The sequence below is a fragment of the Actinomycetospora sp. C-140 genome, from assembly GCF_054796175.1.
In genome coordinates this window covers 152,969-164,546 of sequence record NZ_JBTWNF010000017.1, presented here as the reverse complement: position 1 = coordinate 164,546, position 11,578 = coordinate 152,969, and the positions used below count along the sequence as shown (strand labels likewise).

At 75.0% G+C, this 11,578-nt stretch carries 13 protein-coding genes; 5 read left to right on the top strand and 8 right to left on the bottom strand.

What is annotated here, in order from left to right; translation table 11 throughout:
* Window positions 1-98 precede the first annotated feature (98 nt).
* From ACR9E3_RS25260 to ACR9E3_RS25245, 4 genes are all read right to left on the bottom strand, one after another.
* The gene (locus tag ACR9E3_RS25260) at window positions 99-455 is read right to left on the bottom strand and encodes a hypothetical protein (protein ID WP_460383447.1); all 357 of its coding nucleotides are present in this window, start codon (window positions 453-455) and stop codon (window positions 99-101) included.
* Window positions 452-1,294, bottom strand: a complete 843-nt coding sequence (locus tag ACR9E3_RS25255) for an MbnB/TglH/ChrH family RiPP precursor modification enzyme (RefSeq protein ID WP_460383446.1) — start codon at window positions 1,292-1,294, stop codon at window positions 452-454. Before ACR9E3_RS25255 ends, ACR9E3_RS25260 begins: the two co-directional genes overlap by 4 nt.
* A complete protein-coding gene (locus ACR9E3_RS25250) occupies window positions 1,291-2,208 on the bottom strand; it encodes a TIGR04222 domain-containing membrane protein (protein WP_460383445.1) in 918 nt (305 codons plus the stop codon). Before ACR9E3_RS25250 ends, ACR9E3_RS25255 begins: the two co-directional genes overlap by 4 nt.
* Before the next feature lie 135 nt (window positions 2,209-2,343).
* Window positions 2,344-4,029: a DEAD/DEAH box helicase gene (locus ACR9E3_RS25245; protein WP_460383444.1), complete on the bottom strand. Its 1,686-nt coding sequence runs from the start codon at window positions 4,027-4,029 to the stop codon at window positions 2,344-2,346.
* Window positions 4,030-4,174: 145 nt separating this feature from the next.
* On the opposite strand from ACR9E3_RS25245, the gene ACR9E3_RS25240 reads away from it, so the two are divergent.
* Window positions 4,175-5,275: a M4 family metallopeptidase gene (locus tag ACR9E3_RS25240; RefSeq protein WP_460383443.1), complete on the top strand. Its 1,101-nt coding sequence runs from the start codon at window positions 4,175-4,177 to the stop codon at window positions 5,273-5,275.
* Window positions 5,272-5,574 carry a protealysin inhibitor emfourin gene (locus tag ACR9E3_RS25235; RefSeq protein WP_460383442.1) on the top strand — a complete coding sequence of 101 codons (303 nt, stop codon included), beginning with the start codon at window positions 5,272-5,274 and terminating at the stop codon, window positions 5,572-5,574. Before ACR9E3_RS25240 ends, ACR9E3_RS25235 begins: the two co-directional genes overlap by 4 nt.
* Before the next feature lie 7 nt (window positions 5,575-5,581).
* Here ACR9E3_RS25235 and ACR9E3_RS25230 read toward each other — a convergent pair whose 3' ends face one another.
* Genes ACR9E3_RS25230 through ilvD form a run of 3 tightly spaced genes read right to left on the bottom strand, consistent with a single transcriptional unit; the run spans window position 5,582 to window position 8,475 of the window.
* On the bottom strand, window positions 5,582-6,328 hold the full coding sequence (locus tag ACR9E3_RS25230) for a hypothetical protein (protein ID WP_460383441.1): 747 nt from the start codon (window positions 6,326-6,328) through the stop codon (window positions 5,582-5,584).
* 45 nt (window positions 6,329-6,373) lie between these two features.
* Window positions 6,374-6,790, bottom strand: coding sequence for a GNAT family N-acetyltransferase (locus ACR9E3_RS25225; protein WP_460383439.1), 417 nt, complete (start codon window positions 6,788-6,790; stop codon window positions 6,374-6,376).
* On the bottom strand, window positions 6,787-8,475 hold the full coding sequence (ilvD, locus tag ACR9E3_RS25220; RefSeq protein WP_460383437.1) for a dihydroxy-acid dehydratase: 1,689 nt from the start codon (window positions 8,473-8,475) through the stop codon (window positions 6,787-6,789). The genes ACR9E3_RS25225 and ilvD overlap by 4 nt, the downstream gene beginning before the upstream one ends.
* Window positions 8,476-8,692: 217 nt before the next feature.
* Here ilvD and ACR9E3_RS25215 point away from each other — a divergent pair, with 217 nt between their 5' ends.
* The gene (locus ACR9E3_RS25215) at window positions 8,693-9,121 is read left to right on the top strand and encodes a hypothetical protein (RefSeq protein ID WP_460383435.1); all 429 of its coding nucleotides are present in this window, start codon (window positions 8,693-8,695) and stop codon (window positions 9,119-9,121) included.
* Window positions 9,122-9,237: 116 nt separating this feature from the next.
* Complete coding sequence (locus tag ACR9E3_RS25210) at window positions 9,238-9,792, top strand: YceI family protein (protein ID WP_460383434.1); 555 nt, start codon at window positions 9,238-9,240, stop codon at window positions 9,790-9,792.
* Window positions 9,793-9,825: 33 nt separating this feature from the next.
* Here the strand turns inward: ACR9E3_RS25210 and ACR9E3_RS25205 are convergent, their stop codons facing one another.
* Window positions 9,826-10,887 carry a YihY/virulence factor BrkB family protein gene (locus ACR9E3_RS25205; protein WP_460383433.1) on the bottom strand — a complete coding sequence of 354 codons (1,062 nt, stop codon included), beginning with the start codon at window positions 10,885-10,887 and terminating at the stop codon, window positions 9,826-9,828.
* Window positions 10,888-11,067: 180 nt separating this feature from the next.
* Between ACR9E3_RS25205 and ACR9E3_RS25200 the strand changes: the two genes are divergently transcribed.
* Entirely contained in the window at window positions 11,068-11,562 is a 495-nt protein-coding gene (locus ACR9E3_RS25200) for an inorganic diphosphatase (protein WP_285652145.1), read from the top strand.
* Window positions 11,563-11,578: the final 16 nt, after the last annotated feature.

Genomic DNA, 11,578 nt, shown 5'->3' with positions numbered 1-11,578 from the left:
TGGTGATCAGCGATCCCGACGCCCGCGGCACCACCCGGTGCCGCGGGCGTCGTCGTGTCCGGGCCGCATGATCGAGGTGGCTTTCCTGACGTTGAACGTCAGCGTGGACGCCAGGCTGACAAACCCCGCCAGCCCCGACGACGGCGCGAGGCCGGGGCGACGAGGTCGGCGGCGCGGAGGAGGTCGACGAACGCCGTCGCCTCGTCGTGCAGCGACGTCCCGGTGCGCCGGGCGTGGGTCCGGACCCAGCCGTCGACGCGCCCGACGAGATCGCCCCCTAGCTGCTCGTGGATCTCCCCGGGTAACAGACGCAGGAGCAGCCGGCGCCGTTTCGCGCGCAGGGCGTCGGCCTCGAGGGCCAGGCGCGCGGGGTCGAAGCCGGGCGGGGCGGGGCCGTCGGCGACGAGCGCGGCGAGCAGCGCGGCCTGGCGCGCCGCGAGGCCCTCGCGGCTCACGCCCGCACCCGCGCGTGCACCGACCGCAGCGCCGCCAGCTCCGCGGCGAGCTCGTCGTCGGGCGGGTAGCGGTCGTCGCGCTCGAGCAGCACCGCCGGCGGGCGGCGGCGCGCGCAGAGCTCGTCGAGCAGGTCGAGCACCGGCGCGGTCAGGGGGTGCGCGTGGGTGTCGTGGTAGACGCCGTCGCGCTCGACCCCGCCCGCGGCGTGCACGTAGACGACACGCTCCAGGGGCAGCTCGTCGAGCACCTGGCCCGGGTCCTGGCCCAGGTTCACCGCGCTCGCGTGCAGGTTGGCGACGTCGAGCAGCAGCCACGCCCCGGTCCGCTCGCAGAGCTCGCCCAGGAACGCGCCCTCGGTCATCGCGTCGTCCGGCCACGCCAGCAGCGGCGCGATGTTCTCCAGCGCGAGGGGCACGCCCAGCTCGGCCTGGGTCGCACGGACGTTGTCGACGACGACGGCGAGCGCCTCCCGGGTGCGCGGCACCGGCAACAGGTGGCCCGACTCGAGCCCGCCGGCCCGCACGAACGCGACGTGGTCGCTGGCCATCGGCGCGCCGAGGGCGTCGGCCACGGCGGCGAGGTGCCGGACGCGGTCGTGGCGCAGCGGCTCGGCGCCCCCGAGCGACAGCGACACCGCGTGCGGCAGCATCGGCAGGCCTCGGTCGCGCAGCACGCCCAGTGACGCCGGCAGCTCGTGGGGGTCCAGGTCCTCGGCCACGACCTCGACGAAGTCGACGCCCGGCAGGCGCTCGACGGTCAGGTCGATCTCGCGGCGCCAGCCGATGCCGACCCCGACGGGACCGCCCGGCAGCGTCGGCGCGTCCGACGTCGGGGTCATCCGCCGCAACCCCCGCCGCCTCCGCCGCCGCAACCACCGCCGCCGCCCCCGCAGGACGAGCCGCACGACGATCCGCCGTCGGAACCGCCGTCCCACCCGCCGCCCCCGCCACCGACGGGCGCGGCCAGCAGCCCGGCGAGCTGCGGGTCCGGATACGACGACAGCCCGAAGACCGCGACGAGCCCGGCCACCCCGAGCGAGCCGGCGAGGACCGCACCGGGAGCGCGCCCGTGCGCCGGCGCCCCGCCGGTGCGGCTCTGCATCTCCCGCGACCAGGCCTGCGACAGCGTCGCCGTGCCGCGGGGCGTGACGCGGCGGGTCGAGACGAAGAGCGTCGTGAACGAGACGACGGCGGCCACCACGACCAGGACCACGAGGACGCCGACGGCGGCGTCCCGCGCGATGCCCGCGGCCACCCGGGCGACGCCGAGCACGAACACCGCGACCGCCGCGATGGTGCCGATCGTCTTCGTCCGGCGCACGGCGGCGGGGTCGTGCAGCAGGCCGCGGCGCTGCGCGCCCGTCTCCAGGTCGCGGACCGCCGCGGACGGCGTGGTCCGGGCGACGATCCCGGCGGTGGTGGACGGGCGCGCCTCGACCGCGCCGACGACGGTCTCGTCGAGCTCACCGATCGGGGGGCGGCCCGTGAACCCGAGCCGGCGATCGGTGGAGACCCGCAGGACGCCGCCCTCGACCAGGCGCGCGATCGCCGCCTCGACCAGCCGGCGCCGCCCGCCCGCGAGCAGCGCGAGGTCCTCGACGCTCGCGTCCGGTGCGGCGGCCTCGCCGTGGTCCCGGGCGCTGCGTCGGTCGAGTGACCGTCGCAGCATCGGCCCGACGATCGCGGCGGCCACGAGCAGGACCACGTACACGAGCAGGAACAGCGGCCCGGAGATGCCCCAGGTGGGTCCCACGACGACCTCCGGGTCGCGACGCACGGTGCCACGCACGAACGTGCGCGTGAACGCAGCGTCGCCCGCGATGACCGCAGAGGGCAAGAATCGTCACGCGAACGGCCCAGAAATCAGCTACTCAGGGTGAGTAGCACCTCAGCGGCGGCGTCCCCGGCCCGCGCTCGAACGCGCGGAGTGCGCCGCGGCCGAGTGCTGCGGGGGCGACCCCGACGAGCCCGACGATGCGGACGACCCCGATGACCCGGACGACCCCGACGACGACCCCGAGGACGCCGGCGCACGGCGACCGCCGCGCGAGGACGCCGGCGACGTCCCCCGGCCCGCCTCCCCGGCGGCCCCGCCGCCACCGCCCCGTCGTCCGCCACCACGGCGACCCGACCGGCCGGTGCCGGACGCGCCACCCGAGGCTCCGCCGGGAGCCCCACCGGAGCCGCCGGTGCCACGGGGACCGCCGGAGCCGCCGGACCCGCCCCGCCGCGACGGGCCGCCCGAGCGCCCCGCACGACCGGAGCCCCCGGACCGGCTCCCGGCCGCGGGCTGCGGGTCGGGCTTGCGGGCCGCGGACGGCGGGCCCTCCTCGGGCGCCACGCGGGGTGCGGGCTCGCCGACCAGGGCCGTGATCTCGCGGGCGCCCGGCGCCACGTCCACCGGCTTGGCCTTGATGCCGGCCTTCCGCGTCATCGACGCGACCTCGGCGCGCTCGGCCGGCGGCACCAGGGTCACGACGTCGCCCGCGGACCCGGCGCGCGCCGTGCGCCCGGAGCGGTGGGTGTAGGCCTTGTGCTCGGCGGGCGGGTCGACGTGGACGACGAGACCGACGTCGTCGACGTGGATCCCGCGCGCGGCGATGTCGGTGGCGACGAGCACCCGCACGTCGCCCGCGGCGAAGCCGGCGAGGTTGCGGTCGCGGGCGGGCTGGGACAGGTTGCCGTGCAGCTCCGTGGCCGGGATGCCCGCCGCGGTGAGCTGGCGGGAGAGCTTGCGCGCAGCGTGCTTGGTGCGGGTGAACAGCATGCTGCGCCCGTGCCCGGACGCGAGCTCGTGCACCACCGCCGTCCGGTCGGCGGGGTCGACCGTGAAGACGTGGTGGGTCATGTCCGGGACGGGCTCCTCGGCGGCGTCGACGCTGTGCGTCACCGCGTCGTGGAGGAACTCGCGCACGAGCCGGTCGACCTCGCCGTCGAGGGTGGCCGAGAACAGCAGGCGCTGCCCGTCGCGGGGCGTGCGCCGCAGCAGGCGGCGCACGGCCGGCAGGAAGCCGAGGTCGCTCATGTGGTCGGCCTCGTCGAGCACGGTCACCTCGACGCGGTCGAGGTCGACGAGGCCCTGGTTGATGAGGTCCTCGAGCCGGCCGGGGCAGGCGATGAGCAGGTCGACGCCCCGGCGCAGGGCCTCGGCCTGCCGGCCCTGCCCGACGCCGCCGTAGACGACGGTCTGGCGCAGGCCGAGGATCTCGGCGAGCGGGGCGAGGGCGTCGCGGACCTGGCTCGCGAGCTCGCGGGTCGGCAGCAGGACCAGCCCGCGCGGGCGCTTCGGGACGGTGCGCCCGCCGTGCAGGCGCGTGAGCACCGGCAGGCCGAACGCGAGGGTCTTGCCGCTGCCGGTGCGGCCGCGACCGAGCACGTCGCGCCCGGTCAGCGCGTCGCCGATCGCGGCGCGCTGGATGGGGGTGGGCTCGGTGATGCCGCCGGCGGCGAGGGCGTCGACGACGGCGCGGGGGACACCGAGGTCGAGGAAGGTCGGGCTGGGACGAGCAGACGTCGTCGGGATGTCGGGAACCTCTCCACGGGGAACAGGGGCCGCGCGCGTCGGCCCGTCCATCGGGGGAGGGAGACCGCGTGGTGCGCGGTGCGCTGACGACCCACGGGCGCCGGTGCGGCGCCGCGTACGGGATCCAGTCTCCCAGAGATCGACGACGTCCGTGGCACGGCGGGGGGTGTCGGTCGTCTCGGGCAGACTGACCGGTGTGTCCGGCTGCCGCTGCGAGATCGCCCCGCCGTCGCTGCTGCTGGCCGTGGCCGAGCGCGGCGATCCGCGGGTCCGCGACGCGGCGCTGCGCACGCTGCTGACCTCGGCGGCGCTGCGCTCGCGGCGGTCCTCGCTGGGGCCGACGCTGCGCAGGCTCGGGATCTCCCCCGCGGACGTGGCGTTCCTGCCCGCGAAGGCGCCCGCGGCGGGTCCGGACAACACGGTCTACGACATGGCGGGCGGCGACGAGGGCTCGCTGCCGGGCCGCCGCGTCCGGGGCACGGGCGACGCGCCGATCGCGGACACGGCGGTCAACGAGGCGTTCGACGGAGCGGCGAGCACCGCGGCGTTCTACCGGGACGTGTTCGCCCGCGACTCGATCGACGGCCGCGGGCTCGACCTCGTCTCGTCGGTGCACTTCGGGCAGCGCTACGACAACGCGTTCTGGACCGGCGACCAGATGGTCTACGGCGACGGCGGGGGCGGCGTGTTCGCCGCGGGCGCGCTGACCCGGGCGCTCGACGTCGTCGCCCACGAGCTCACCCATGGCGTCACCCAGTTCGCGGCCGGGCTGCAGTACCGCGGCCAGAGCGGGGCCCTCAACGAGTCGTTCTCCGACGTGTTCGGCAGCATGGTCGCCCAGTGGGCGCGCGGGCAGGACGCGCGGTCCGCGACGTGGCTGATCGGCGAGGGCACCCTCGAGCCCGCGCTCGGCGGCGCCCTGCGCAGCATGATCGCGCCGGGGACGGCCTACAGCGGCGACGACCAGCCCGCCGACATGGACGGCTACGCCGACCTCCCCGTCGACGACGACCCGCGCAACGACAACGGCGGTGTCCACGTGAACTCCGGCATCCCCAACCGCGCCTTCGCCGAGGCCGCCCGCACTCTCGGCGGTCGCGCGTGGGAGACGGTCGGCCCGGTCTGGTACACGGTGCTCACCGACGGCCGCCTGCGCCCCACCGCCGACTTCGCGGCCTGCGCGGCGCTGACCGTCACGGTCGCGGGCGAACGCTACGGCGAGGGCTCGACCCAGCAGGACGCGGTCCGCGGCGGCTGGGAGGCGGTGAAGGTCCGGTTGTCCGCGGACCCGCGGTGAGGGTGACCGTGGTCCGCTCCGGCGGGGTGGCCGGGATGGTCCTCACCGTCGACGTGGACGCCGCCGAGCTGGACCCGGAGGCGGCCGCGGCGCTCACCGGGCTCGTCGACGGGTGCGACCTCGTCGACGGTCCCCCGAGCGCGGTCGCGGACGGGTTCGCCTACGAGGTGACGGTCGCCGGCGACGACGGGTCGGTGCGCCGCGCCCGGTTCGGTCAGGGCGGGGCGCCGGCGGGCGCCGACGCCCTGGTCGCGTGGGTGATCGACGGCTCCCACGGCACGCGCCGGCTCGGTCGCTGACGCCGCCTCACCAGTCGCCGAAGTCGAAGCCCCCGCCGTCGAACCCGCCGCCGTCGAAGCCCGGGTCCATCCCCGGGTCCATCCCGGGGTCCATGCCGCCGTCGAACCCGCCGCCCATGTCGGCGGCCATCACGTCGCCGCCGATCGCGGCGGCGCCGAAGCCGGAGAAGAGCGCGCTCGCGACCATCATCCCGCCGAAGGCGCCCACGCCGCCGAGGAGCATCGGCTTCCACCAGGGCTCGGAGTACCAGCCGGCAGGCACGGGGCGGCCGCCGACCACGCCGCCGGGGTAGTAGTGGTTGTTCTGCGCCGAGGGCTGTGGCGAGCCGGTGACGCTGCGGCCCTCGACGTCGACGGACTGCTCCTCCCCGAGGGTGCCCGCACGGGAGCGCTCGGCCGAGCCGGGGAGGTCGGGGCCGGGGTCCATGCCCATCGCGGTGCGCGCGGCGCGCACGTAGTAGAGGCCCTCGAGCGCCGTGTCGCCGGCCAGCCGGTACTGCTGGGCGGTCCTGGCCTGCTCGAGCTGCGAGCCGGCGGCGTTGTACCGCTCGCCGGCGTCGGCGAGCGCCTGCTTGGAGGGGTCGTCGCTGCCGGTCAGGTTGAGCACCTGCCCGCCGAGACGGTCGTACCAGCGCCGGGCCTCCGCCTCGGCGTCGCCGAGCTGGTGCTCCGCCGTGGTCCCCCGCCCGCGTCCCCGCGTGAGCACGAGGGCGAGCAGGCCGCCGACGACGAGCAGGATGAGCAGAATCTCCACGTTTCCCACTCTCCGCCCGGGTCCTGAGAAGCGCCTGTGAGGGAGCTAGGGGCGACGCATCGGCACGTGCGGGATCCCGTCCTCGTCGTATCCGGGGCCGTCGACCGCGAAGCCGAGGCGCTCGTAGAACCCCTGCGCCTGCACCTGGGCGCCGAGCACGATCGGCCCCTCCACCTCGGCCATCACCGCCCGCATCAGCGCCGCCCCCGCGCCGGTGCCGCGGCGCTCGGGCGCGGTGACGATGCGGCCCAGCCGCACCACGCCCCCGCCCTCGTCGCTCACGCGCAGGTACGCCGCGACCTCGCCGCCAGGGCCGCGGGTCCACACGTGCTCGGCGACCGCGTCGCGGCCGTCGAGCTCCTGGTAGGCGCACTCCTGCTCGACGACGAACACCCGCACCCGCAGGGCGAGCAGGTCGTAGAGCTCGGCGGGGGTCAGGTCGGCGAAGCGGCGCCGAATCACGCGAACCCGACGACGGCCCCCTCGGCCGCCGACCCGACGAGCCGTGCGTACTTGCCCAGCACCCCGGTGCGGTGCTTCGGCGGCGGCGTGGTCCAGCCCTCCGCGCGGGCCGCGAGCTCCTCGGGGGAGATCAGCAGGTCGAGGGTGCGGGCGGCGAGGTCGAGGCGGATGCTGTCACCGTCGCGGACGAACGCGATCGGGCCGCCGTGGTCGGCCTCCGGGGCCACGTGGCCGACGCAGAGACCCGTCGTCCCCCCGGAGAAGCGGCCGTCGGTGAGCAGCAGGACGTCCTTGCCGAGACCGGCGCCCTTGATCGCGCCGGTGACCGCCAGCATCTCGCGCATGCCGGGGCCGCCGCGGGGGCCCTCGTTGCGGATGACGACGACGTCGCCGGGCTGCAGTCCGTCCGGACCGGACGACTCGACGGCCTCCATCGCCCCCTGCTCGCCGTCGAAGACCCGCGCGGTGCCCTCGAACGACGCCGTGTCGAAGCCCGCCGACTTGACCACCGCGCCGTCGGGGGCGAGCGAGCCGCGCAGGATCGTCAGCCCGCCGGTGGGGTGGATGGGGTTCGACAGCGGCCGCAGGATGTCGCCGTCGAGGCCCTCCGGGCGCAGCTCCTCGAGGTTCTCCGCGACCGTCTTCCCCGTGACGGTGAGGCAGTCGCCGTGGATCAGTCCGGCGTCGAGCAGGGCCTTCATGACCACCGGCACGCCGCCGACGCGGTCGACGGTGTTCATCATCCAGCGCCCGAACGGCTTGACGTCGGCGAGGTGCGGCACCTTGTCGCCGATGCGGTTGAAGTCGTCGAGGACCAGCTCGACGCCGGCCTCCCGCGCGATCGCGAGCAGGTGCAGCACGGCGTTGGTCGACCCGCCGAACGCCATGACGATCGCGATCGCGTTCTCGAAGGCCTCGCGGGTCATGATGTCGCGGGCGGTGTGGCCCCGGGCGAGCATCCCGACGACGGCGTCCCCGGAGGCACGGGCGAAGCCGTCGCGACGGCGGTCGGCGCTCGGCGGCGACGACGAGCCCGGCAGCGACATCCCCATCGCCTCGGCGGCGCAGGCCATGGTGTTGGCGGTGTACATGCCGCCGCAGGCGCCCTCGCCGGGACAGATCGCGCGCTCGATCTCGTCGACCTTCTCCCGGCTGATCAGGCCGCGCGCGCAGGCCCCCACCGCCTCGAAGGCGTCGATGATCGACACCTCCTTGCCGTCCACGGTGCCCGGCATGATCGAGCCGGCGTAGAGGAACACCGAGGCGAGGTCGAGGCGCGCGGCGGCCATGAGCATCCCGGGCAGGGACTTGTCGCAACCGGCGAGCGTGATCGTCCCGTCGAGTCGCTCGGCGGACACGACCGTCTCCACCGAGTCGGCGATGACCTCCCGGCTGACCAGCGAGTAGTGCATGCCGACGTGGCCCATGGAGATCCCGTCGGACACCGAGATCGTGCCGAACTCCATCGGGTAGCCGCCGGCGTGGTGCACGCCCTCCTTGGCCGCGGAGGCCAGGCGGTCGAGCGAGAGGTTGCACGGGGTGATCTCGTTCCAGGACGACGCGACCCCGATCTGCGGCTTCGCGAAGTCGTCGTCGCGCATGCCGACCGCCCGCAACATGCCGCGGGCCGCGGCCCGCTCCATCCCGTCGGTGACGTCACGGCTGCGGGGCTTGAGGTCGGCCATGAGGCGAAGGTAACGCTTGTCGACCACCCGGGCCGGGGGCACACTCGCCCGCATGTCCGGGGAGACGCTCGAGCGGTTCTGGCCGAGCCGTCGCCCCGACGCGTACGACGAGCTCTGTCGCCGGGGCGCCTGACCGCCCCGAGGATCCCTCGCGCCGGTCGCCAGGCGCCGTCCGCCCGTGCCGGACCCCCGCGACCACCCCAGGAGCTCCCCCGTCATGACCACCGTCGCCCCGCCCCGCGTCGTCCACCTCGACCCCGTCGACCACGGCCTCGTGACGCCGGCGGGCGGATCCCGCGACCTCGACGCGATGCTCGACCGGGCCCGCGCGGCCGAGGCCGACGGCGCCACCGTGCTCGTCGTCCCCGCCGCCGCCGACGCCCCGGCCCGCCACCACTGGCCGGCCACCGCCCAGGCGCTCGCCGTCCTGCTCGCGACGACCTCGGCGCGGGTCGCCCTCGACGTCCCCGCCGCCGCCTGGGATCCGACGGCCCTGGCGCGCTTCGCCGCGAGCGCCTCCGGGCTCGCCGGCGGTCGCCTGGTGATCCGGGTCGTGGGCACGGGCGCCGCGTCGTTCGCCGCGGACCTCGCGGCGCGCTGGCCGGGCGCCGTCGTCGTCGGTGACGACGACACCGTTCTCGCCTGACCGCGCACCGGGCGCGCGGAGACGGCCGTCACAGTCCGGGCCAATAGTTGACGTCTCAACTGTGAGTGCTAGGCTCTGCGTTGAAAGTTGATGCTTCAAGTCCCACGGAGGACACGATGACCGAGACCGCCGCGCCGACCCTCGAGCTCGCGGGCGACTACCAGCTCGACCCCGCGCACACGCGCATCGGTTTCACCGCTCGCCACGCCATGGTCACGAAGGTCCGGGGCTCGTTCGGCGAGTTCCGCGGCACCGCGACGATCGGCGCGGACGCGTCGCTGTCGTCGACCGAGATCGTCATCGCCGCCAACAGCCTGGACACCGGCCAGGAGCAGCGCGACGGTCACGTCCAGGGTGACGACTTCCTGGCCGTGAACGTCTACCCGGAGATCACCTTCCGCTCGACCTCGGTCGAGAAGGACGGCGACACCTACAACATCACCGGCGACCTCACGATCCGCGACACCACGAAGTCGGTGACCGTCCCGTTCGAGTTCACCGGCCTGGCCAAGGACCCGTTCGGCAACGTCCGCGCCGGCTTCGAGGGCGCCACCACGATCAACCGCAAGGACTGGGGCATCACGTTCAACGCCGCGCTCGAGACCGGCGGCGTGCTCGTGTCCGAGAAGATCGGCCTCGAGTTCGACGTCTCGGCGATCAAGCAGGCCTGAGCCGGTCAGAGCCCGACACGGCCCGCGCCCTCCTCAGGGGGACGCGGGCCGTCGCGCGTCCGGAGCCGGGTCCGGGGCCGGTTCCGGCTCCACTGCGCCGCGCTGTTCGGGGATCTCCGGCGCGGGCTCGCCGTCGAACGTGACGTCGACGGTCTGGTGGTCCTTCTGCCGCTCGGACTCCGCGTAGAAGGCGTAGGCGCGCCGGTCGGCGGCGGTGGTGTCGCGGTCCTCGGGATACATGCTGAACAGGCTGCGCGGCAGCAGGCGTCGGGCCAGCACGCTGTCCAGCTCGGCGCAGAGCACGAAGACCGACCCGGCGAGGTAGAGCCAGGCCATGAGGCCGAGCACGATGCCGAACAGCCCGTAGGTGGCGCTCGCGCCCTGCAGCCGGGTGCCCACGAGCCAGGTGCCGATCGAGAGCAGCAGCTGCCACGTCACGCCGGCCACGACGGCGGCGATCCAGCGGTCGGGCAGGTTGCCCGGCCGGGCCGAGAGCAGGTGGTAGGCCAGCAGGAACAGGCCGATGTTGACGACGACGCCGGCGAGTGTGGCGACGGTGCCGACGAGCGTGCCGAGCCCTGTCGTCGCCCCCACCGTCGTCGCCAGCGCCGAGAGCCCGGCGGTGAGCAGCATCCCGATGCCCACGATCACGATCACGAGGGCGCCCTTGCCGTAGGCGGCGTGGATGCTCGCGCGCTCCGCGCGCGGGACCGACCAGATCCGGTCGAGCGCGTGCTGGGCGGCGTGCATGACCCCGAGCGCGCCGTAGACCGCGACGAGGACGCCGACCACGAGGGCGGCCGGGTTCCCGGTGAGGGTGTGCACGTTGTCGCGGAGCTGGTCGCCGATCACCGGCACGTTGCGCAGCGCCGAGGTGAGCACGGCCTGCTGGGCGGCGGGGTCGCCGTGCAGGACGTAGCCGAGCACGGTGACCGCGAGCAGGAGCAGCGGGAAGAGCGACAGGAAGCCGTAGTACGCGAGCAGCGCGGCGAGGTAGGTGCCTTCGTCGTCGACGAACTTGTAGACCACCGCCACGGGCAGGGCGGCCCACCGGTGCCGGCGCTGGAACGCGTCGATCCGCCTCGAGACGCCCACCGCGCCACCTCTCCGGAGACCCCCCGTCCCTGGTGAGTACCCCGTTCGTGCCACGGCCGCAACGGGCACCAGGAGCTCGACCGATCGGAGAGCCGCGACCTGGCCGAGGGGTGGGCTGGTTCGCCACGGGTGCGCCCGCCACACTGGCGGGCCCACACGCCGATCACCGGGAGGGCAAGCGTGGAGTTCGACGTGCTGGTCGAGGTGCCGCAGGGCAGCCGCAACAAGTACGAGATGGATCACGAGACGGGGCGGCTGCGGCTCGACCGCACCCTGTTCACGGCCACCCGCTACCCGGCCGACTACGGCTACATCGAGAACACCCTCGGACAGGACGACGACCCGCTCGACGCGCTCGTCCTCATCCAGCAGCCGACCTTCCCGGGCTGCCTGGTGCGCAGCCGCGCGATCGGCATGTTCCGCATGACCGACGAGGCCGGCGGTGACGACAAGGTGCTCTGCGTGCCGAGCGAGGACCCGCGCCTGGAGCACCTGCGCGACATCCACCACCTCGACGAGTACCACCGCATGGAGATCCAGCACTTCTTCGAGGTCTACAAGGCCCTCGAGCCCGACAAGACGGTCGAGGGTCACGAGTGGGTCGGGCGGGCCGCGGCCGAGAAGGAGGTCCAGGCCTCGCTGGACCGCGCCACGAAGGCGGGCTACCGGACGTGACCCCTGGATCGACACG

What these genes read in the sequence shown, in the direction of transcription:
- ACR9E3_RS25215 (WP_460383435.1), top strand. Translation starts at nt 8,693, where the DNA reads ATGACCACCGTCGCCCCGCCCCGCGTCGTCCACCTCGACCCCGTCGAC.
- ACR9E3_RS25210 (WP_460383434.1), top strand. Translation starts at nt 9,238, where the DNA reads ATGACCGAGACCGCCGCGCCGACCCTCGAGCTCGCGGGCGACTACCAG.
- ACR9E3_RS25255 (WP_460383446.1), bottom strand. Translation starts at nt 1,294, where the DNA reads ATGACCCCGACGTCGGACGCGCCGACGCTGCCGGGCGGTCCCGTCGGG.
- ilvD (WP_460383437.1), bottom strand. Translation starts at nt 8,475, where the DNA reads ATGGCCGACCTCAAGCCCCGCAGCCGTGACGTCACCGACGGGATGGAG.
- ACR9E3_RS25245 (WP_460383444.1), bottom strand. Translation starts at nt 4,029, where the DNA reads ATGGACGGGCCGACGCGCGCGGCCCCTGTTCCCCGTGGAGAGGTTCCC.